20 protein-coding genes are annotated in these 22,278 nt (G+C 47.6%); 12 read left to right on the top strand and 8 right to left on the bottom strand.

Going from position 1 to position 22,278, the window contains the following annotated elements; translation table 11 throughout:
- Positions 1–46: 46 nt before the first annotated feature.
- Positions 47–1,021, bottom strand: coding sequence for an AAA family ATPase (locus GLV81_RS09545; RefSeq protein WP_157478667.1), 975 nt, complete (start codon positions 1,019–1,021; stop codon positions 47–49).
- A 626-nt stretch (positions 1,022–1,647) separates the two neighbouring features.
- On the opposite strand from GLV81_RS09545, the gene GLV81_RS09540 reads away from it, so the two are divergent.
- Positions 1,648–2,136, top strand: coding sequence for a hypothetical protein (locus GLV81_RS09540; RefSeq protein WP_157478666.1), 489 nt, complete (start codon positions 1,648–1,650; stop codon positions 2,134–2,136).
- 165 nt (positions 2,137–2,301) lie between these two features.
- Here the strand turns inward: GLV81_RS09540 and GLV81_RS09535 are convergent, their stop codons facing one another.
- The 3 genes from GLV81_RS09535 to GLV81_RS09525 form a co-directional block, all read right to left on the bottom strand.
- The gene (locus GLV81_RS09535; protein WP_157478665.1) at positions 2,302–2,769 is read right to left on the bottom strand and encodes a hypothetical protein; all 468 of its coding nucleotides are present in this window, start codon (positions 2,767–2,769) and stop codon (positions 2,302–2,304) included.
- 108 nt (positions 2,770–2,877) lie between these two features.
- The gene (locus tag GLV81_RS09530; RefSeq protein WP_157478664.1) at positions 2,878–3,390 is read right to left on the bottom strand and encodes a PIN domain-containing protein; all 513 of its coding nucleotides are present in this window, start codon (positions 3,388–3,390) and stop codon (positions 2,878–2,880) included.
- The gene (locus GLV81_RS09525) at positions 3,387–4,457 is read right to left on the bottom strand and encodes a helix-turn-helix domain-containing protein (protein ID WP_157478663.1); all 1,071 of its coding nucleotides are present in this window, start codon (positions 4,455–4,457) and stop codon (positions 3,387–3,389) included. Before GLV81_RS09525 ends, GLV81_RS09530 begins: the two co-directional genes overlap by 4 nt.
- Before the next feature lie 485 nt (positions 4,458–4,942).
- Between GLV81_RS09525 and GLV81_RS09520 the strand changes: the two genes are divergently transcribed.
- The 6 genes from GLV81_RS09520 to GLV81_RS09495 all read left to right on the top strand — a co-directional run bounded on the left by GLV81_RS09520 (position 4,943) and on the right by GLV81_RS09495 (position 10,753).
- The gene (locus GLV81_RS09520; RefSeq protein WP_157478662.1) at positions 4,943–5,167 is read left to right on the top strand and encodes a DUF2188 domain-containing protein; all 225 of its coding nucleotides are present in this window, start codon (positions 4,943–4,945) and stop codon (positions 5,165–5,167) included.
- A gap of 9 nt (positions 5,168–5,176) precedes the next feature.
- Positions 5,177–5,518 (top strand): YegP family protein, encoded by a 342-nt coding sequence (locus tag GLV81_RS21730; protein ID WP_157478661.1) that lies wholly within the window; start codon positions 5,177–5,179, stop codon positions 5,516–5,518.
- A gap of 1,426 nt (positions 5,519–6,944) precedes the next feature.
- On the top strand, positions 6,945–8,033 hold the full coding sequence (locus tag GLV81_RS09510) for a hypothetical protein (protein ID WP_157478660.1): 1,089 nt from the start codon (positions 6,945–6,947) through the stop codon (positions 8,031–8,033).
- On the top strand, positions 8,030–8,869 hold the full coding sequence (locus GLV81_RS09505; protein WP_157478659.1) for an HNH endonuclease: 840 nt from the start codon (positions 8,030–8,032) through the stop codon (positions 8,867–8,869). The genes GLV81_RS09510 and GLV81_RS09505 overlap by 4 nt, the downstream gene beginning before the upstream one ends.
- Positions 8,866–10,401, top strand: a complete 1,536-nt coding sequence (locus GLV81_RS09500) for a PIN domain-containing protein (protein ID WP_157478658.1) — start codon at positions 8,866–8,868, stop codon at positions 10,399–10,401. Before GLV81_RS09505 ends, GLV81_RS09500 begins: the two co-directional genes overlap by 4 nt.
- Positions 10,379–10,753, top strand: coding sequence for an ASCH domain-containing protein (locus tag GLV81_RS09495; RefSeq protein ID WP_157478657.1), 375 nt, complete (start codon positions 10,379–10,381; stop codon positions 10,751–10,753). The genes GLV81_RS09500 and GLV81_RS09495 overlap by 23 nt, the downstream gene beginning before the upstream one ends.
- A gap of 314 nt (positions 10,754–11,067) precedes the next feature.
- On the opposite strand, the gene GLV81_RS09490 is transcribed toward GLV81_RS09495, so the two are convergent.
- Positions 11,068–11,295, bottom strand: coding sequence for a helix-turn-helix domain-containing protein (locus GLV81_RS09490; RefSeq protein ID WP_157478656.1), 228 nt, complete (start codon positions 11,293–11,295; stop codon positions 11,068–11,070).
- 80 nt (positions 11,296–11,375) lie between these two features.
- Positions 11,376–11,645 (bottom strand): hypothetical protein, encoded by a 270-nt coding sequence (locus GLV81_RS09485; RefSeq protein WP_157478655.1) that lies wholly within the window; start codon positions 11,643–11,645, stop codon positions 11,376–11,378.
- Between the two features lie 811 nt (positions 11,646–12,456).
- On the opposite strand from GLV81_RS09485, the gene GLV81_RS09480 reads away from it, so the two are divergent.
- From GLV81_RS09480 to GLV81_RS09470, 3 genes are all read left to right on the top strand, one after another.
- A complete protein-coding gene (locus tag GLV81_RS09480; RefSeq protein WP_157478654.1) occupies positions 12,457–13,728 on the top strand; it encodes a hypothetical protein in 1,272 nt (423 codons plus the stop codon).
- Between the two features lie 37 nt (positions 13,729–13,765).
- Positions 13,766–16,990 (top strand): SusC/RagA family TonB-linked outer membrane protein, encoded by a 3,225-nt coding sequence (locus GLV81_RS09475; protein WP_157478653.1) that lies wholly within the window; start codon positions 13,766–13,768, stop codon positions 16,988–16,990.
- Between the two features lie 112 nt (positions 16,991–17,102).
- Positions 17,103–18,452 (top strand): RagB/SusD family nutrient uptake outer membrane protein, encoded by a 1,350-nt coding sequence (locus GLV81_RS09470; RefSeq protein ID WP_197429064.1) that lies wholly within the window; start codon positions 17,103–17,105, stop codon positions 18,450–18,452.
- Between the two features lie 47 nt (positions 18,453–18,499).
- On the opposite strand, the gene GLV81_RS09465 is transcribed toward GLV81_RS09470, so the two are convergent.
- Both GLV81_RS09465 and GLV81_RS09460 read right to left on the bottom strand, forming a co-directional pair.
- Positions 18,500–18,844: a hypothetical protein gene (locus GLV81_RS09465; protein ID WP_157478651.1), complete on the bottom strand. Its 345-nt coding sequence runs from the start codon at positions 18,842–18,844 to the stop codon at positions 18,500–18,502.
- A gap of 203 nt (positions 18,845–19,047) precedes the next feature.
- Positions 19,048–19,347 carry a hypothetical protein gene (locus GLV81_RS09460; RefSeq protein WP_157478650.1) on the bottom strand — a complete coding sequence of 100 codons (300 nt, stop codon included), beginning with the start codon at positions 19,345–19,347 and terminating at the stop codon, positions 19,048–19,050.
- Between the two features lie 532 nt (positions 19,348–19,879).
- Between GLV81_RS09460 and GLV81_RS09455 the strand changes: the two genes are divergently transcribed.
- A complete protein-coding gene (locus GLV81_RS09455) occupies positions 19,880–21,220 on the top strand; it encodes a sensor histidine kinase (RefSeq protein WP_157478649.1) in 1,341 nt (446 codons plus the stop codon).
- Positions 21,221–21,446: 226 nt separating this feature from the next.
- Positions 21,447–22,193: a LytR/AlgR family response regulator transcription factor gene (locus GLV81_RS09450; RefSeq protein WP_157478648.1), complete on the top strand. Its 747-nt coding sequence runs from the start codon at positions 21,447–21,449 to the stop codon at positions 22,191–22,193.
- The last annotated feature ends 85 nt before the right edge of the window (positions 22,194–22,278 follow it).

The raw sequence follows: 22,278 nt of genomic DNA, 5'->3' as shown, positions 1-22,278 counted from the left end.
GTTGGGGGAGAATGAGGTGTGGTTTCTGAAAAGGGTGGGCCATAGTTTATTGTCTTTTCTGTAATGCCTGTGTGAGGTGCGCCGTTGATATGGCGGGCAGTTCTTCAATTATCATTTCTTTGATGCCTTCTTCGCAAGCCTGTACAATTTGTGCGTGGTTAAGGCCTGTGGCCAGCCTGGATATATCATGCAGGTCAAACCTGGCTTCTTTGGCGAAACCCTGCAGGGAGCGGCTGATCAGATTTTCAATTTCTTCGGTATCTGGTAGAGGATAAGCAATCACTTCATCAAAGCGGCGGAATAAAGCTTTATCCAGCATGTCGGGCAGGTTTGTAGCTGCAATGATGATGCTGTTGCTTTGGTCCTTCTCAATGTGGATAAGGAAGCTGTTGAGGATGCGTTTGATTTCGCCGACATCCTGCCCTTTATCGCGGTGGCTACCAATGGAGTCGAACTCATCGAAGAGGTAAACGCCACGATTATCTACCATGGCTTCAAAAATGAGGCGCAGCTTGGCAATGGATTCGCCCATGAATTTGGAAACGATACCATCGAGGCGCACAATGAATACTGGAATGCCCAGTTCACCCGCCAATGCCTGTGCTGTCATGGTTTTGCCTGTGCCGGGCGGGCCCACCAGCAGCAGCTTGCGCTTGGGCTGTAAATTGAATTGCTGCAGTTTCTCCCAATGCTTTTGCTCCTTCACCAGCTTTTGCAGCGATTGCGCAACAGGCTTGCTCAACACCATTTCTTTGAGGCGCACCTGAGGGTAGAACACATCTACTAAATCTTTCAGTTCCCGTTTGGGCTGCAGAATTGGTATGGTCTTGGCCCTGTCGGCATAAGCAACCGACCTGTAGGCTTTCGCCTTTTCAATCAGCAATTTCAGCTCATGTGCCAGGTTTGTATGCCCTTTGCGGGCTTCCATGGCAGCAATTTGCAAGGCCGATGAAAAGAAACGTTCTTCATCGCCTTCGCCAAAATAGCGGATCATGCTCTTGATTTGGTCAGATGCTGCCATATTGCGAATCTAAAAACTTGTAGGGTATAAATAATTATCAAGAATTGCCCAGATGTTAATTTCAATCATTTTCATTTATTGAAAGAGGGTAATTACGAATGATTGAGGCAGAAGAAGGAAGTACGGATACGGCTGCATGGGATTGATTGCCCGGAGCGTAGTATGTACTTTTTGCCTTGATGCAAAAAGTACCACCTACGACTAAGTCGAGGCAAGAAAAATCAAGGCAAACCCGATGGCTCCGCCCGTTTTGCCGTGCCAGCGCCTCCCTCTGTGTAACGGGTTGACTTTTGTGGTAGTTGGTGATTTTTTGGGTTGATAAGTTTGGAGATTGGTAAGTTGGTAGGTGTGTGGGAGTGGCGTGGCATTATACCCGGTATGACCAAAACGCTGCCTGGGCGAAGTTGGAGCTGGCTGCCCGTACTGCCCAGGTTGGCCTGTGCGCAGATAAACAACCGGTTGCGCCATGGGTGTGGCGGTTTATGCAGTAATGGTTATGGTTTTTTTGCAGCTGTATGAGGGCCTCGTTTCGTGAGCCACGAACCAAGGCACAGAAAAAAAGTTTATATTAAAATATTTATTACAACATGGACATCTGCCTCCCGGCAATTTAATGATTAAATAGTATGATAATTAGTTTAAACTTTTCTACTGAGCCTTCTCTTCATCTCAAATTTCAGAATTTATATAATGAGCTTTCATTTCTGCAAAATTTTTATCAGGATAGGGAATATGGCAGTAGTGTAGTTGAGATTGCAGGAAGTTTAATTTGTAAAACGCCTTACCAGCTTCAATTTGTTGACCTTTCTGTTGAGCATATCAAAAGTAAAAAGTTAATAAGTTTTGCTTCAAAGATTGATATAGAATGGGTAGAAGAACATGATGAACATGCAGTACGAACAGAGTGTAAAAAAAAATTAAAGGATACCATTGCTGGGTTTAATCAACTGGGTATCAAAGATTTTGATTTATCAGCGTTCATTACAGATTTTAATGAATTCTTACGTATTATCGAAAATAATACTTTGGAACAAACAAAAGAGACAATGCCTCCTTTGAATAGCAAGACATTAAAGGTTTATGAAGAGAAGTGGAAACGGTTTTTAAATAGTTGATTACACTTTGGTTTGCTGGTGTTCCTTATGGAGTCACCGTTGCAGGTGTTATCACCAACAAATATGAAATGCTAATATGCCACCGGCCAAAAGTTGCGAGAGGTAGCTAAGGAAACCGGTGATACAAGTGCTGATTTCATGTCCATTTCATTGCGGTGAATTGATTCATTCTGTTGACCATGGAGGGGGTGAAGCTACCATGTCTGGTAGTGTGTGTATTTGTGCCAGTAGATTATCGGGGAGGTTGAAGCTGTTGGGGTTGCTGCAGATCATTTCTTTTACAGCAATTAATTGGTGATTCTCATAAGCTGCTACGAGTGTGAGGGTATCGGTATTCAGGAAGGGGAACCCACTGTTTTGGATGCGGTGTGCAAATGCCGATTGGGCAAAGATCCATTGGTTTGGCGTTATAAATAAGTCGATGATGGTTTTTTGACTTTTTGGGGTCAGGTTTGATGAAGCGGCAATGGGGTTGGGAGGTTGGTATGTGGGCAGGTTGGTAAGTTGGCAGGTGTGGGGGAGTGGCGTGGCATTATACCCGGTATGACCAAAACGCTGCGAGGGCGAAGATGGAGCTGGCTGCCCGTACTGCCCAGATTGGCCTGTGGGCAGATAAACAACCGGTTGCGCCATGGGAGTGGCGGTATATGCAGTGAGGGGATGGGATGTTGCAGCTGTATGAGGCGCTTTTTTTTGTGCGCTACGAACCAAGGCGGAGCTTAGGCTGAGAATTGATTTTTACTAAGGAGTTTCCCAGCTTTTCAGCCGGTTTTCTATTTCCTCTTTCAGCCGGGGATTGTTTTGGAAAGTGTTGTTGATACAACAGAGGCGTTGAAGTGCAGCAATAGCTGCCTTTTTTGTGATTAGCTGATGCAATAGCATTTGGTCGAACAGCCATAACATGCCATGGTATTCGATAGCTTGCCTGCCTGCATGATAGCGCACCTTTGCATCGCTGGTGAGTACCATGCCGCCGGTTTTTGAGGCCAGATAGAGCACCGTTTTGTCATTAAATGTTAGTCCATCTGGCAAAGGTAAGGCCTGAATGGATGACATGTCTTCTACGGTTAATGCATGAATGAACAATCGTTGGCTGGATACAAATGTCCTTAAGATTTCTTGCTGCTCCGCATACAGCTCTGCAAATACGGCATCGCTGGTATGAATATCAATAGGTAGTTGGAATAACTGATGTGTGAGGGAGAGGTCGTGCAGGTCTATAAAAATACATGCATCTGTGAGTGCTATATTCATTCTACCATTTGTAACTGTTTTCTGAATGCGAGTAAAGACTGGTTATTCAATACGGCTGCTTTGTCGATTGAAATGATTTCTTCAGCCAGCGCCCGCATCAATAACTGATTGAAGCGGGTAGCCTTTTCTTCGCCGGTGTAAGGTGCCGGTTCAGTTTGGCGCCAGCCATGCTGATAAAACATAAATATAAACTGTTTCAGGTAACTGTCGGTAATGATGCCCAAATCGTTGGCACGGAAGGCGAGGGCCTGCATGGATATGCCGTACTGCTTTTTCAAATCGGCCAGTTCTTGCAGGTGCAGGCGATTGCGTTTGGCTCCGAACTCCATTTTGGCAGTAGACTCAGGCAATAACATGGCTGCTGCAAAGCGGTTGCACATCCGTTCTCTTTCTTTTTCGGGCAAATGGTTGATGGGCAGTAAGAGGTGGCCTAATTCGTGTAAGGCGGTAAAACGAAGCCGGTCGGGGCTATTGAGGCGCACACTATTCAGGGCAATGACTGCAATTTGCTGGTCATTCACCCACGCTTTCATACCATCGAAGCTGTCCTCGGATTGGAGGAGTATCATTTTTACATGCTGGTCTTCCAATAGTTCGAGCACATTGTATAATGGGCCGGTACCCCAATTCCATTGGGTTCTAACGTGGTTGGCTGCAACTTCCACCTCTGCCAGCTCGTTGATTTCCGGAAAGTTGGCTAAGGGGTTGATGAAAGGAGTATTCAGGTCTAATAAGGACTCCAGTTCGAGATAGCGGGACACCGCAAACCGGGTAATGGCAGTGATGCGTTCCTGCTCTTTTACCGGCAGCTTGCTGAGTTTCCTGTACTCCGGAGTGCTGAGCTCTACGGTGTGGCGTTGGAAAAAGAAATCGAGGCGAACACCCAGCACCCGACTGAGCTGCAGCAGCATTTGGGTATCGGGTATGGCTTCGCCTTTTTCGTATTTGTGGAGTGCCTGCTTTGAGATGCTGATTTGTTCGGCGTGGAGTTTATTGGCCAGATCTTGTAAAGAAAACCCATTGAGCATACGGGCTTCTTTGAAGCGCTGTGAAAATGGGGCTGACATAATGCGAGAATTGTTGTGCAAAGGTAAGGGTAAGTTGACAAATTTCGATTCATATTTTTTCCACTTCAGTATTTATGTCAGTTTTTACTAGGGTATGGGTGGGCGTAGGTTGACAAAAGTTGTATATTTGACTGTCTGTCAGAATTATGGTTGTCTACTTACGGGTTGCTAATGAAATGTTAAGCCAATGTGGCAGGTTACAGTTATTGGCCCGTGATTTGGAGCATGATTCTGGAAAAAGAAGAAGCCCCCACTGGTTGGTCGAGAACCGGCGAGGGCGAAGGGAAGAATTATAGCATGCTAGAAACTTCCCGGAATCGGTACGAAACCGGCTTCAAAAGTAAGGGAATACCCCAGACCCCGAACATTTGTATCCGCGGCCGTTGCGGCCATCGATTTTTCTTCACAGCATGCCGGCTACAATGCCCGTTAAACCGTGAGCTACTTACGGGCAGGATTATTTTTTCACCCTAAAAACTTAAACTATGGGTAGAAATCAGCATGTGACCAAGCACCCTTCGGGGGGCTGGCAGGTGAAGGGGGCCGGTAATGAAAAGGCTACCGCAGTAACCACAACACAACAGGCGGCTATAGAGATAGCCAGAGTTATTGCTCAGCATCAGCAATCTGAGCTAGTGATTCACGGACGTGACGGACGCATCCGGGCAAAGGATAGCTACGGTAACGACAATTGTCCACCAAAAGGATAGGAGGTTGTGATGAGTTATCCAAGATATGAGCGTTACAGGGACGTAAGTGGCCAGTGGCGTTTTCGGCTGCGGGACACGAATTACAAAACCATCTTGCACAGTAGTGAGGGGTATCATCACCTAGCGGATTGTACCAGGGCTATTGAGATATGTCAACGGAATTCGCCGTACGATCCGTATTATGACCGACGCACCACTTCTGCAGGCCAGTATTATTTTACCCTGCGGTCGGACAATGGGCGGGATATAGGCAGGAGTGAGGATTATAGCACTCTGACTGTCCGTGAATTGGGTATTGCGAACGTTAAAAGAGATGGCGGTACCCGCACAATTGTAGATGTACTCGTGTAGCGAAATGGCATTGGTGTATCTGGGGCGCCAATGCCATTTGTTATTCTACAATGCTTATCGCTCCGGGCTTGGTGTGGGGTTATTTTTCATTCAACATTTAATTTATGCAAATAAAAAAAATAAGAATGCCAAAAGATGAGGTGCGATTTTGTGCCGGCAATATGTGCGTGGCAGCGAGAGGGGAGAATGCCCGATTGTTGATGCTGACATTGGCTATTGTATTGCTGGTGGCGGCAGTAAACCGGCTACCTGAATAAATGGGCACTTTAGAAGGGTTTATATTATGAACGGGCAGCACACTTAAGTGCTGTCCGTTTTTTTGGATAGTTCTTTATACATCAGGAAGTGAATATTAGAGTAGGAAAGGGGGTATAGATGACAGGTGCGTGGTGTTGGTTCTTGGGATGCGTATGAAGGTGGTTATTGTTAGTCTTGTACTTTTTGCCTTGATGCAAAAAGTACCAAAAATCCCGATTGTTATCGGGACAAGGCCAACCCGAAACCTCCGGGCTCCCGATAGCTATCGGGATGGCCGTGCCTGCGCCTCCCTCTGTGTGGCGGGTTGACTTGTTGTGGTAATATGTTTGGGTTGGTAAGTGGATAGGTTGGTAGGTTGGCTGGTGAGAGGGCTGGCGTGGCATTATACCCGGTATGACCAAAACGCTGCCTGGGCGAAGCTGGAGCTGGCTGCCCGTACTGCCCAAGTTGGCCTGTGGGCAGATAAACAACCGGTTGCGCCATGGGAGTGGCGGTATATGCAGTAATGGTTATTGGTTTTTTGTAGCTGTATGATGGGCTTGGTAAATGAGCCACGAACCGGGGCGGAGGGTTGGCGTGGAATTATACCAGGTATTGCCAAGCTGCTGCTTGGGATGAAGCTACATGGTTTGTGAGAGAAGTAGCACGACGTTTGTTTTTTGCATAACCCCGTTTGCGATAAAAAATATTTTGCCATTACCGCATAATTACTGAGTTTTAATACCAAGCTATCCCCGTTTTGGTAAGGTTACTGTAGGGGAGCGTGATGATGTAATTGGCTTGGCGGTGTTCCGCCTGCCCTACGGTGTACCTGTACCCGACTGGAAAAGCTCCCTATTTTATATTTAAAACAGTAACATACAATGCACTATGAATTGTTATTGACTGGGGTGAACCTTGAACAGGAAAGCGAATGCAGTTGGCTGCGGTTTGCAAAGCCATTGATAGTCTGTTCGACTTTGCAAAAGTCTAATAGCGTGATGTTGTTTCAAGTGACTTTTGGAGAAGTTAACTGTACGAAGCAATAATTGAAAGGAGATAAGTCTAATTAAATGTAGATGTGCCACAAAAGAGTGTTTTCAAAATCGGATATATAGGCGGCTAATTTTCAATAATACTTAGTCATTAAAAGACGGACTGATAATAAAAAATATTAGTGTAAAGTAAGATGGATAATTCATTCTTCATATTCAGTGAAAAGAATAGACCTGTTCAAATTGAGCGTTTTCACATTTGCACTTGGGAATTTAACAATGACAGTTCATTAGTTGAGTTCGGCTTTGAAGTGACAAAAGAATCAATCACATCAAATCAACTTTCAATTTCCGTATTTATTCCTTGGTTCACAAAAAATTGTGAAGTAATGGATTTATACGACAAGTTAAGCATTGCAGAAAATAGCAGATTTATTTTCAATGATTCAATTAGCACTACAAATTCTTTAGATGGTGGGAGGAATAAACTTGGCGTAATACATAAGTTTTCAGATAGAAACGAACTATGCGTTATTCCAGTAACGATAGATAAAACCTCTGACAAACTCATAACAGCCACTATTAATCTACAGCCTTATTTAGATTACGATTCAGCAGAAAAGCCAAATGTATATTTCAGGTTTTGGATTAAACCAACGATTCCTTATATCTCAATGCGAAAAAAGGGAATTAGCAAATCCACTATCATTTACGATATAAAGGTGAATGAACGCAGGAACATTCCAGATGACGAAGTTGTATTTTTTAGTGATAAGGAATTTTGCAAGATAAAGAGTAGCTTTTCATTCAATATTCTACCTAACAAGTATGATATTGTCTTCTTTGACAATTCTTCATTAAAAAATGTCAGAACTTTAGAATATGACTCTTTCAATAAATACCTCGGTGACAAGCGAGTAAAAAAAGATGAATTATTAGTGGTATTCAATAAAAAGGAAGTCAAAGTTTCAGATAGAAAGGAATTTGCAAATTCCTTTTCTTTCTTTTCAATTTATTCAATGGAACGAATTGGACCTGGTCAGTATGCTTTGGCAATTTTAATAAACATAATTTGTGGTGTACTTTTATTTATTCCAGGATTCCGTGCATCAGCCAATCCAAAATTATCTCTGCAAAAAGTTTGGAATGAACTACCAATTGAAATTTATATAGCACTAAGTATTGCTTTGGTTACACTCATATATTTTATACTACCCATAATTACCTCGCAGTTGAATAAAGGTTGGTTGTGGTTGTTAACTAAAATCGGATACAAAAAATGAGATGTATTTTTTGCAAGAACGATAGCGCCAACTCTAAATCTGTAGAGCATATTATACCTGAAAGTTTGGGAAATAAAAATAACATACTTCCAAAGGGAGTGGTTTGCGATAATTGTAATTCTTATTTCGGAAGCAAAATTGAAAAAGCAGTTTTAGAGATGCCCTATTTTAAATCTTTAAGGGGCAGGATAATGATTGAAAACAAAAAGGGTAAAATACCCTCTGTTAGTGGTTTCACTAAGAGTAAAGACATTATTGAAATTAACTTTTCACCTAAAGGTGATAACATAATTGAAGTAATTTATAATGATGAAAAGACTTTAAATACTATTCTGAATAGTAACGAACTTTTTGTTCCAGTAATCCCTGAACCACCAAGGAATAATATAAATGTTTCCAAATTTCTTGGTTTAATTGCCCTTGAAGCTTTTGCTCAACGAGTTTCTTCAATTGAAAACTGGCAAGATGACTTTATTCAAAATAATAGCTTAGATGAGCTAAGGAATTTCGTAAGATACGGCAAGGGCTATGCAATATGGCCTTATCATATAAGAAGAATTGACAGTGAAAATCAAATTGACTATTGTAAAGAATCAAATTCATACTCCGAAAAGTTAAATGAGTATGATTTTTTAATTCCTGAGATCTCTTCAATGGACAACGGAATACATCAAGTTGATAATCTATATTTTGTATTGGGTATTATGGGAATTGAGTATTCGATTAATTTGACAAATGCTGGTTTAGACAGATATTTTTCTTGGCTTTCTGAGAATAATAACAAATCCATTTTGCAGATGGAGAAATACGAATTGCATAATAACATTAACATATGAAAGCCCTATTAGACACAAATATTATCATTCACAGAGAAGCTGGAAGGGTCTTTAATCAGGACATTGGAATTTTATTCAAGTGGCTCGACAAAGTGAAATATCAGAAGTGTATTCACCCTGTTACAATTCATGAAATTGAAAAGAATCCGAATAATATAACCGTTGAAACATTCAGGATAAAATTAGAAAGCTATGAGCAACTGCTTACCATAGCTGCAATGCCTGAAGAAGTAAAACAAGTTTCAGCTAAATATGACCACAACGACAATGATAGAAACGATACCCAACTTTTAAATGAAGTATATGTTGGCAGGGTTGATCTGCTTATTTCAGAGGACAAGAAAATACATACCAAAGCAGCAGACCTTGATATTGCTGACCGTGTTTATACAATAAACTCGTTCCTTGAAAAAATTTATGCCGAGAACCCTGAATTGGTTAAATATCAGGTTTTAGGTGTTCAGCAAAGATTGTTTGGTGAACTGGATTTAGACGACCCTTTCTTTGATACGCTAAAGGAAGATTACCCGGGTTTCGATAAGTGGTTTCATAAAAAAGCGAACGATAAGGTTTATGTTACAAGTAACAGCGAAAACGGCAAACTGCTTTCTTTTCTTTTCCTGAAAACAGAAGATAAAGACGAACCTTATTCAGATATTACCCCTTCGTTCAAACCTAAAAAGAGATTAAAAGTTGGAACCTTTAAAGTGGTAAGCAATGGTGTAAGGTTGGGCGAGCGGTTTATGAAAATAATATTTGACAATGCCATTGCTCAAAAAGTTGAAGAAATCTATGTAACCATTTTTGATAAACGAGATGAACAAAAACGCCTGATTGCCTTACTGGAAGATTGGGGATTTGCGCCTTATGGGACTAAAGGAAATAGCGCTGAATTGGTTTATGTGCGTGATTTTAAACCAAATTTTAATATTGAAAATCCAAAATTGACTTTTCCATTTATTGGTATTAGCAATAACAGTATTTTCCTTGTCCCTATATATCCTGAATATCATACTGAATTGTTACCTGATTCTTTTTTGAGGACCGAATCACCTCAAAATTTCATTGAACACGAACCTCACCGGAACGCCTTAAGTAAAGTGTATATTTGCCGCTCAATTGAAAGGGGAATAAATCGGGGTGATGTCATCGTATTTTATAGGACAGCCGAAAAAGGAAAAAGTGCTTATTATAGCAGTGTCATTACTACTATTGCCATTGCAGAAGATAAAATCGATGAAATTAAAGATGAGACCGACTTTATTTCTAAGTGTAGAAAAAGAAGTGTTTTTAGCAATGAAGAGTTAAAAAAGTATTGGGACTGGAATCCCTATTATCGACCTTTTATTATCAATTTCCTTTATGTTTATTCCTTTCAATTGGGCAAACGAATGAACCGACAAACATTGTTAGAGCTTGGAATTATTTCAGGTGCTGACAATGAACTAAGGGGATTGAAGAAAATTACGAAGGAACAGTTTTTAGTCATTTTAAAGCAAACTTCAACTAATGAAAGTATTGTTGTCTATTAAGCCAGAATTTGCTGAGAGGATATTTGACGGAAGTAAGAAGTACGAATTTAGAAAAGCTATTTTTAAAAATCGGGAAATAAAAACCGTGGTGGTTTATGCATCTTCGCCAATGCAAAAAGTGATTGGTGAATTTGAAATAGATTCTATCATCAATGATACTTTGACCGATTTATGGAGAAAAACTAAACGCTACGCAGGTATTGATGAAGATTTCTTTTATAAATATTTTGCTAAACGTGAAATGGGGTATGCCATTAAAATAAAAAGCACAAAAAAGTATAAAGCACCTCTTTGTTTGAAAGAAGATTATCATCTTCTACCTCCTCAATCTTTTCTTTATCTGGAGGAATAAAGAGGCTAGAATGTTTTATTCAAATCAAAAATTGTTTTCAGGCATTCAAATACCTCATTGTATTAAAGGAGTGGAGGTAAATTCATGCTGATGCATTTTTTGACTAGATCCCAAAAACCGATAGCTAACAGGACATTGCAAACCTAATGGCCCCGCTTACTGCCTTTGCGAAACAGTTGTTTTGTTGGTCCAGTGCCTCCCTTTGTGTCGCTGATTGCGTATTAATAGCAGTTCCTCATTTTTTTGGGGGGCTCTAGCAGGTAGGCTTTTGTTTATGTATTGACCACAGAAATGATTCCGTGGATTTATAAAGTCTATATACCCTTTAAAAGAACCGTAAATTCTATTTCTAGCGCTTCTGCAAGAACATGCAGTGTTTTAATTGTTACGTTGGTCTGCCCCTTTTCGATTTTTGCAATAGCACTATGGTCAATATCACAATCGGATGCTAATTCTCTTAGGCTTTTATCCCTGGATTCTCTTGCCTTTTTTAGATTTTCACCAATAGTTGCTAAAATATTTTCAACGCTTTTGGGCTCCATTTGTACACCAACTAATTACAGGTCATTTTTAGTGAATGTCGTTTATGATTTGTAGCCATAAGATGCGATAATGAAAATGGTTAGATACTTTGACTTGCTATATTAAATAGCACCTGTTTATCGACTTCTAATGTTGCAGCCATTTTTACGATTTCACCTACTGTGAACTTTTCTGGGTGGGCAAGTTTTGCCATATATCTACCATAATTAATTCCCAAAGCCTTGGCAAGTTTTGTAGGCGATAACTTCATGAAGTCTGCCATCTTTGTAATTCTTCCGCCATCAATTAGAGACTTTATACCTAATAGTTCAAGATCTTTTTCTTGGAGCGTTTTCGAAGTTTTAGCCATTAGAATTGATATATAGCTAAAGTTCACTTCGGTTTCTTAAATGGTTATGAATAATTTACATTAAGTATGTAAAAAATATTAAAACGTAAATAAAAAAGTTACTAAACGTAATTAAAGTATAATCTTTTTTCTATTTTAGCTCAGCAATTGTAAACTTGTCTTTAGAAGAGTAATTCTAAAAATAATAAAGCAATTCGCTTTAAGTCTCGTTCTGAAACCTAGGAAATTTCAATGCCACGAGATGATAAGTGAAGAGCTCACGTTACGGCGTGGGCTCCCTTATTCGTGGCAGGGCTTTCCTAGGGCCTCAGAGCGGTAAGTGGAGTTCCACGCCTACTTTTTGGGTGTTGTCTCCATGGGTTATTTACTCACACAACCAACTGTTGCTATGGAGAAACGATACCAACACCTGGCCCTGCATTTATTGCAAACGCTTTTTGCGAAGAAGCCGAAGAATCCGATTTAGTTGATTGTTGATGGTTGGTGGTTTGTGGTCCCGATAGCTATTGGGATCGGCTTTGCAAACTGTGGTTCGACGAGCTCACCACAGCAGAGCTTACCACTGCAGAGGGTGGTTCGAGTCTGTGGTTCGACGGGCTCACCACAGCAGTAATCACCACAGCAGTAATGACCACTGCAGATATGTAGCAGACAGCTACTGGATTATCATCCATGCTTTGACATCCCGATAGTTATCGGGATCAGCATGGCATTACGTTTAGCAGGCCTATCGTGGGGGCCTGAGGGCTGTCTGTTGTCGGTTATCCTTTCATTTTTTATCCGGAGCCCCACGGTTCCGACAAAACATTTTATGATGATGAGCATACGTGTGTATGGCTTGGTGGCCATGCTATGCCTGTGGGGGAGTGCCATGGGGCAGTTGCTGCCGTTGCAGCGGGGCGACAGGGTGCCGGCGGCGTTGTGGGCGGCGCTGGGCAAGAATGATTTGCAGGTACAGGTGCAGGCGGCAAGGCCGTGGACGGTATTGCAGCTGATGCGCAGTGATTGTGGCAGTTGTGTAAAGGCATTGCCCGCCCTGCAGCAATTGGTGGAGTGTTCGAAGGGGGCGGTGCAGGCGTTTGTGGTATCGCCGCAGCCGTGGCCGGTGATGCAGAAGCTGATGGCGCAGCAGCGGCAAAAAGGGGTGGTGCTGCCCATGCTGGCGGCAGACAGTGTGTGCCAGCAGTTGTTTCCGCACCGGTTGCTGAGTCATGTGGTGTGGATTGATGGCCATGGGGTAGTACGGGCCCTTACGAATACCGACAGTTTTGGGGCTGCTGCCTGGGCGGAGGTGGAGGCGGGGAAGATAGACCGCTGGCCGGTGAAGGCGGATGTATGGGATTTTGACCGGCGGGTGCCGTTGCTGCAGTGGTCGGCTGAGCATGCGGTGCTGGCACCGGTGGCGGCATTTAGCCACAGTGCTTTCGGGCCGATGCTGCCGGGAGTGCAGCCGGTGTTTGGTACGGAGCGGGATACGGCAGGGCGGATGGTGCGGACGTATTTCATCAATTTTTCGCCGGCGGTGATGTATAAGATGTTGCTGGGGGCTTTTGTGGGTTTTCCGCCATCGCTGGTGGTATGGGAAACCGCAAGGCGGCCGGAGCTGGAAATGCCGGTGGGTATACCAGAGAAGGGTGCCTGGAAATGGCGGTACAACCGTTGTTTGGAAGTGGTGCTGCCGGACAGCCTGCCGGTGGAGCGGCGGCAGGCCAGGGTATTGGAGATACTGAACGGTTATCTGGACCTGCGGGTACGGATGGAATGGCGGGAGCTGGCCTGTCTGGAGCTGGTAGTGGCGGACAGTTTGCGGCCGGTGGGGATGGCGGGCCCGTCGCCGGTGTACGATGCGCAACAGCATTACCGGGGCAAGCACCTGCGGGGTTTGCTGGGCTTGCTGCAGCAGTCGGAGGAGGGGCTGCCGTATGTGCAAAGTGTGTTACCGGATACGCTGGCCATGCCGTGGGTGCTGGAGCGGCGGGTGCTGCGTGATGTGCAGCTGCTGGATACGGCGCTACGGGCGTACAACCTGCAGGTGCGGCCGGTAATGGCGCAGCAACGGGTGTTGGTGTTTGCCGACCGATGAGTACAATTTCTTTCACCAAAACATAACTGACTACGGAATGAAAAGATGGATGAAGAGTGCGACAGTGGCGGGGCTGCTGTGCACCATGACGGCTGGGGCGCAATTGCCCGACCGGGGCATGCTGCGGGGGCAGGTGCTGGATACGGAGGACCGCAAGCCCTTGCCGGGGGCCACGATTTTACAATACCGGGACCGGCAGCAGGTGACGGCAGATGCTGCGGGGCGGTTTGTGGTGCCGGTGCGCTGGACGGGTGATACCCTTTTGGTGTCGTTTACGGGCTATGCGCCGCTGATACGGTATATCGGGCGGCGAGACAGCGGGCAGGAGCTACGGTTGATGCTGGAGCCCCTGGATGCCACGCTGGCGGCGGTAACGGTGACTACGGGCATGCAGGAATTGCGGCGGGAGCGAAGTACGGGATCCTTTGACCGTGTGGGGCAGGCCTTGCTGAACAGGGGTGTGTCGGCGGATGTGCTGAGCCGGCTGGAAGGGGTGGCGAGCAGTGTGCTGACGAGTACGAGCAGTGGCGGCAACCGGAGTATATCGGTACGGGGGGTGAGTACCCTGCGGCAATCGATGACCGATCCGCTGGTGATACTCGACAATTTTCCGTATGCGGGGGATGTGTCGAACATCAATCCGGAGGATGTGCTGGATGTGACCATTTTGAAGGATGCCGCTGCGGCCAGTATCTGGGGTGCCAGGGCAGGGAATGGCGTGATTGTGATCAGGACCAAGAAGGCGGGTATGCAGCAGCCATTGCGGGTACAGGTAAACAGCCAGTATACGCAAACGGCGGTGCCGAGGCTGATGGACCTGCCAGTGATGGGCACGGCCGATTTTATAGCCACGGAGCAATGGTTGTTTGAGAAGGGGTATTTCAATGCGGCGCTGAACAATACGACGACGCGGCCGGTGGTTTCGCCGGTGGTGGAGTTGCTGCAGCGGCAGCGGCTGGGGCTGGTGGATGCCACAACGGTAGCCGCCACGCTGGAAGGGTGGGCGGCAAGAGATGTGCGGCGGTCGTTTCTGGAGCATGTGTATCAGCCGGCGGGTATGCAGCAGCACCATGTGCAGCTGACGATGGGCGGGCCGCAGCTGAGCATGCTGCTGAGTGGCAGTTATAACCGACAGTCGGCCAGCCTGCAGGGCGACGGGCAGGAGCGGCTGACGGGGCGGCTGGAGCTGACCGGCAAGCCCAACAAACGGCTGGAGCTGGGGGCGGGCATGCTGTTTACGGGTACGAAGCAGTGGCAGCGGAATGCCGGTGGCTATGGGGAGCTGTCGATTGGTGGCGGAAAGTCGACTGCGATTTATCCTTACTATGCGTTTTATGATGCGGATGGGGTGGCGGTGCCGTATGAAAAAGATTACCGGCAGGGCTATACAGATACGGCTGGTGGCGGTCTGCTGGCGATGTGGAAATACTATCCGTTGGCCGAGCGGGAGCTGCAGCTGACGGAGCGGGGGCAGCAGCATGTGGTGCTGCGGATGCATGCCCGGTTGCAATTGCACCGTTATGTGCAGGCGGAGCTGCGCTGGCAGCAGGAGCAGGGTTGGCAGCAGCGGGAGCAGGCCTGGGATGGGGAGGCGTATTATGTGCGGAATTTGCGGAACCGGTTTAGCAGCCTGCAAAACGGGCAGGTGACGAGTGCTTTGCCTGCCGGCGGGATACTGGACCGGGAGGAGGGGCGGCAGTTGCTGAACCAATGGCGGCTGCAGTTGAATACGGATGTGGAGCGGCATGACTGGGGGCTGCATGCGATAGCCGGAGCGGAGCTGCGGCAGATGGACAGCCGGAGTGCTGCGGGCCGGTATTACGGGTATGATGCGCAGACCTTGAGTTCGGCGCAGGTGAATTACCTGCAGGTATATCCGTTGTATGGCAATGTGGGGGCGGCGAGCCAGCTGCCGGTGAATCAGGCGCAGTCGGGATTGGCGGACCGGTTTGTGTCGGTGTACGGCAATGCGGGCTTGCAGTGGCGCAGGCAATACCAGCTGAATATGAGTGTGCGGAAGGATGCCGCCAATTTGCTGGGGGTAGGCACCAATAAGCGGGGCGTGCCGTTGTTTTCGGTGGGCTTGGGCTGGCAGCCTACGGCGGCGGCGTGGTGGCGCTGGCAATGGGTAGACCGATGGCAGCTGCGGGCTACTTATGGCAGTAGTGGTAATGTAGACAACAGTGTGTCGCCGCTGACTACGATTACCTATTACCCTGCGGCAGGGAGTATTGTGAACCAGCCGTATGCGGGTATCCGTACGCCGGCCAATGCCGCTTTGCGGTGGGAGCAGGTGTATCAGTGGAATGTGGGTATGGATGTGGCGATGTGGCAGCAGCGGATAACGGGGAGTGTGGAGTGGTATGAGAAGCGGTCGAAGGATTTGCTGATACCGGTGGTGCCGGATCCGACGACGGGGCAGAGTCTGGTGACGATGAATGCGGGCCGGATGCGGGTTCGGGGGGTGGATGTGCAGTTGATGACGGCCTTGCTGCGGGGCAAAACTGAATTGCGCATTGACTGGTTGCTGAACTGGAACAAGAGTTTGATTACGGAGTATCCGTTGAGCAGTACGGTGGGCAATACCCTGGTGGGGATGGAGCAGACCATCAACCCGAGGGCGGGTTTTCCGGCCTACGGAGTGTACAGTTATGTGATGACGGGATTGGATGCTGCGACGGGCAATCCGGTGGGGCGGCTGGATGGTATGGCGAGTCAGCAGTATGGCACGATTATCAGCAGCACGGTGTCGGACTCTTTGTGGTTTCATGGGAGTTCGAGGCCTGATTTTTTCGGGTCGGTGCGACCGTCGGTTGGCCGTGGAGGCTGGAAGCTTTCTGTGAATGTATTGTGGAAGTGGGGGCATTATTACCGGAACCGGTCGGTGCATTATCAAAACCTGTTTGCCAGTTGGGTGACGCATGCCGACTGGGCGAAGCGCTGGCAGCAGCCGGGAGATGAGTTGCGGACGCAGGTGCCCTCGATGCTTTATCCGAACAGCAGTTTGCGGGATAATTTTTACAGCAACAGTACGGTACTGGTGGAGCGGGCCAATAGCATACGGTTGCAGGATGTGCAGGTGAGTTATGATTTGCCGAAACGCTGGTGTAAGCGGCTGCAGTTGCAGCAGTGCAACTGGTATGGACTATGGCAGCCGGGGATATTGTTGTACAAGGCCAATAGCCGGGGTGTGGATCCGGAATGGCCGGATGGATTGCGGCAGCCGTTGGCGTGGACGGTGGGGTTGAGGGTTGGGATGTAGTTGGTAGTTGGTGGTTGATGGTTGATGGTTGATGGTTGGTGGTTTGGGGTGTGGGTGTGGGTGTGAGTGTTTGGATGTGAGGGGATATTTTTTTCATTGTAAAAGAGAGCATATGCAACAACATAAAATACTGATATTGCTATTGGTTGGCGGGCTGCTGACGGGCTGCGAAAAGTTTTTGGATGAGCGGCCGGATAAGACGGCGACGGTGCCGGTGACGGTGCAGGATGCACAGGCGCTGCTGGACAATGTGACGATTGTGAACAGCAACTGGATGTGGGCGACGCATTTGTACAGTGATGATGTGCAGGTAAGCAGTAGTGCTTATGCTGCTGTAACGAATGAGGCTGCCCGGCAGAATTATGTATGGGGAGATGCTGCGGACAATGCAGCGCAGTGGATGGCTTGTTACCGGCGGGTATATCAGGCGAATACGGTATTGGCGATGATTGACCGGATGCCGGTGGCAGATACGGCACAAATGGCTGTACGTGATGTGCGGGGGCAGGCGTTGTTTTTGCGGGCCCTGAGTTATTACCGGTTGGCGCAGTTGTTTGCGGTGCCCTATCAAACAGGAATGGCGGACAACGGATTTGGATTGCCGCTGGTATTGACAGAAGATATTGGTGCGGGGTATGTAAGGAGCAGTATTGCCAGTACGTATGAGCAGATGGTAAAGGATGTGACGGCGGCGGTGTGGTTGCTGCCGGAGCGGGCCCGTTTTTTGACGAGGGCTTCAAAGCCTGCGGCATGGGCATTACTGGCGAGGGTGGCATTGCAGATGGGGGATATGGTATTGGCGGCGAAAGCATCGGCAGCGGGGTTGGAGATGCAGGGGAGCTTGTTGGATTATGCTACACTGAATGCATCGGCGACGGTGCCTTTTCAGCGGTTCAATACGGAAGTGTTGTATCACAGTACGATGTCGGCTGGTATATCGAACAATGTATCGAGGGTAGATACGGGATTGTACAAATTGTATGCTGCAGACGATTTGCGGAAGGGGTTGTACTGGCAGCGGCAGCCGGATGGACTGTACAATTTCAAGGGCAATTACGACGGCCAGGTGAGTGGCGTGTATTTTGACGGGCTGACGACAGGGGAGTTGTACCTGATACGGGCAGAGTCGGCACTGGCATTGGGGGACAGGGCAGGTGCATTGGGGGCATTGAACCAGTTGCTGGAGAAGCGTTGGAAGCGCAGCAGTTGGGTGCCGCTGGATATACAGGATCCGGGGCAGCTGGCGGAGCGTATCCGGTTGGAAAGAAGGCTGGAGCTGGCATACCGGGGCTTGCGTTGGCCGGATATCCGGCGGTATTGGCAAACGGGTGTATGGAAAGAAGGATTGCGCCGTCAATTGGACAATAACGAGTATGTATTGAAGCCTGATAGCAAGCGGGTGACGGCATTGTTGCCCATGGTAGTTGTAGCTATGGGCGGGGTTGTGCAGAATGAGCGTTGATGAGAAAAGGAGGCTGCCGAAAGGCAGCCTCCCTGTTTTTGCCGGCATTAATCTTCCAATGCTACATCGGAGGTAGGTGTGCCGGAAGACACCGCGTTGTTGATTTCAGTCTGCATGTTGAGCAGTGCTGTTTCATCGGGGCGGGGTTCGGCTTCGCCATCGGAGAGCACATGGATGGCACAGAGAGCAGCATCACCAGAACAGGATGGGGCGCTGATGGGTTCGAAGTTGGCGGGATTGGTGGTGCCGCCACCATTGATATTGCCCTGGTATTTGAACCATTGTTCGGTGAGGGTGGCTTTAGCTGCGGGCTGTGGTTTGCTGAAAGCGAAAATGGCGATGGCCATGAGGAGCAATGCCGGGATGGCCAAGAAAAGGGATTTGTTTTTCATGATGTGTTGGTTTGGGGGTGGCTATGCTTTTGCTGGTAGGGCTTAAGAATGGTCCACCCCATTTTTTGAACATTGCCTACTGTTTTCTACAGGTGTTCGGCTATGCCTGGGTTCGGTCACCCACGGGGCTTTATGTGACCGGGTGTGCGGAGATGGGCCTACTTTTTTCTACAGGTGTTCGGCGGAGCCTGGTATGCGCATACTTATTGAATGGTCATGGTGCAGGGGGGGCAGGAGCAGCGGATGGTGACTTCTCCTTTTTCAGATTGTTCGATGACGATTTGACAAGTACAGAAGTTGCTGTCGCAGCGATAGGTGGTTTCCAGAATGTTACCGGCAGTGGTATAATAGCTATCGATGACCATGCTTTGCAGCTGGTTGTTGTGGGTATAGAAAGTAATATGGGTGTAGGTGTGGCCATTGTAGGAATAGGTAGTAACGGATTCTATATTGTTGATTTCTGCCGTGGAAAGGGATGGATAACGGGCGTTGATTTTTTGCAACAATTGTTCTGTAGGCAGTGGCTGTGGGCTAGATGTGTATTGCCATTGTGTATTTTTTGGCAGCCGGGTAAGAACAGGCAGCAAAGGCAGATGCTGGCCAACAACAGGAATGGGAAGTAGCGAGTCATGACAGGCGGATTCAGGTGGTTTGAAAAGCAAATCTTTCAAAACAGAAATGGGATAATCAAGCCCCGGAGTGTAGCTGTCAGGGGCTTTTCTGGGATTTGGTAGTATGGAAGTGAAATCTGGTAGGGTTGGAGTGGAATTCGGTGAATATTTTTTTTTGATTGCTGACGGGAGGGATTGGTAATTGGGGATGAGGAATTAGGTTTTAGTAGTTAGGAATTTGGGGGGGGCGGGAGTGTGATTGGTAATTAGGGATTGGTAATTAGTAGTTAGGGGTTGGGAGTTGGTTGAAGGGGGTAGTTGATAGTGCCTGTTGATTTGAGCCGGAATTTGGTAGTTATGAGCCGGTATTTGGTATTGCATGCGGGTATTTTGCTGTTTACATTTATGACATCAAATCACACCCATGCTCATGCTACGTTTTATCTGTTTGTTGTATTTGTTGTTGCAGCTGTCATCAGTGCCGGCATTTTCTTCGGATACATTATTGGTGACGGACCGGATTACGGTATTGTTGCCGGGAGTAGTGGAAGCGCAGGTAGATCGGGAGCAGCGGCGGTTGTTGCTGTATGATGCGCCATTTCGCATGCTGCTGGGTGGTGCGGTGGTTACAGCCCGTGGCAGCTTGCTGTGGTGGGAGGCTGCTGAAAATGGATACTGGCTGGATGCAGTGGAGATGTCCATTGTGCCGGTGGATGCGTTGCCGCAGCGATGGCAAACTGTAGCTGCAGATGATATGATACTGGACACGTTGTTGGAGGAAGGGGCGGCATTTGATTGTTGGTTTCGGACGGCAGGCAGCCGGGCTGGCTGGCGGATGTTGCGGGTAGAGCGGCAGGCCATGACACCTCAGCTGGGTGGGGTAATGCTGAAGCCATTGCGGGATACGCAGGATTTGGGGGCGAGGGTGTATGCTGTGGGCCATGGGCAGGGCAGTAAGTATATGTGGCAGCCGATGACAGGTGGATTGCCTGTATTGGCGCCGGCCATGACGGCCGAGTTGTATTTGTTGCGGCCCAAAGGATTGGGTGACAGTTGTATGGAATACAGCGTGTTGAATGAAGATGGTGTAGCCTGGCCACAGGGTTGGTTGCGGACGGGGCATTTGCTTCGGCTGCCGCCATTGCCTGCCGGTAAAGTGCATCAATTGGTGATACGTTATCCATTTAGTACCAGGAGTCAGGTGGTACAGGTGCCGATGGGGCGTTATTGGTATCAGGAGCCTGTTTGGGTGGCCTTGTTGGTTTTGGGTCTGTGTGTGGGTGCCGGACTAATGTTGTACCTGCCACACCGGAAAAAGATGCGCAAAGAGGCGACTGCAAAAGCGGTGATGCAGGAACAGTTGCATCGATTACAGCTGCAGCTGAATCCTCATTTTTTATACAATGCCCTTAGTTCTATTGCCGGATTGGTGGGGGCTCAGCAATATCGGGAAGCCAATATTTATCTGGCGCAATTTGGGGAGCTGTTGCGACAAACGATAGAACACAGTAAAGGCGACAAACCGTTTACATTGTCGCAGGAGTTGTGCATGCTGGACCGGTATTGCCAGCTGGAGCAATTGCGGTTTGGCTTTATGTATACCATTGAAAAGGATGAGGGGCTGGATGCTGAGGTTGTGCAATTGCCTGCCATGCTGGTGCAACCGCTGGTGGAGAATGCTATCAGGCATGGTTTGTCGGGCATGCGGGAAAAAGGATGGGTGAAGATTGCTTACCTGCGGGAGGGGGGAGGACCTGGTGATTGAGGTGCGGGATAACGGATTTGGATTGCAGCAAGCAGCCGGTGTATGCCGGAACGGGTATGGGGTTGAGACTGACCCGGGAGCGACTGGAGCAGCTGCGGCGCCTGATAGGCCCGGGAACCATCATCCGATTTGATTTATTAAGAGAGGGGAATGAAACGGTGGCGAGGATTCGCCTGGCTGACTGGCTGGAAGATTGATTATTTACTCACGTATTAACCCATTGCTTATGCGAGTCATTCTTGTAGATGATGAACCGCATGCCCGTGCTTATTTGCGGCAGTTGCTGGAGCAGCATTTTGGCTGGTTGCAATTGTTGGGCGAAGCGGATTCGGTATCTACTGCTTTGGAGCTGATATCCGCTTACCGTCCTGATTTATTGTTGCTGGACATTAAACTGGGGCAGGATACCGCATTCGATTTGCTGGAGGCACTTGGTGATTTCAGGTGCCAGGTTATTTTCATTACGGCACATGATGCATATGCTATCCGGGCGTTCAGGATTGCGGCTGTGGATTACCTGTTGAAGCCATTGCAGTGTCAGGCACTGGCGGTGGCCTTGCAGCGGGCCAGGGAGTTGCATGCGTTGTATGCTGCGCAGCCTGTGTGGCGGGATTTGTCGACCATTGTACAAGAGTTGCAAAGGGCGTCTAAAACCATCACTTTGCCTGAGCGGACGAGTTATCGAAGGGTGCCGATAGCACAGATTACGTATTGTTGTACCCGCCATGCCGGTGCGCAGGTGTATTTACAAAACGGCGACCGGTTGATGGTGAACAAGGAGCTGCGGGAGCTTCAGCAGCAGTTGGAAACATCTGGTTTTATGCGTTGTCATCAATCCTATCTGGTGAATGAAGCGCATGTGAGCAGCATACAGAAAGAAGACGGGCAGTTGCTGCTGGTGTTGACAGATGGCAGTAAGGTGCCGGTGGCAAGGGCGAATCTTGCCTGGGTAAGAATGCGGTTGCAGATGTAGCAACAGTATATACGCATTTGCGTGTTGCAGGCGTGACATTATGCCAAAGCGATCTGGCTGGTTTGCTGTTGGCGAAAGAACAAAT

The sequence above is a fragment of the Phnomibacter ginsenosidimutans genome (assembly GCF_009740285.1).
GTDB classification, from domain to species: domain Bacteria; phylum Bacteroidota; class Bacteroidia; order Chitinophagales; family Chitinophagaceae; genus Phnomibacter; species Phnomibacter ginsenosidimutans.
The sequence above is the reverse complement of the archived record's forward strand: the minus strand, read 5'-3'. Positions and strand labels throughout refer to the sequence as shown.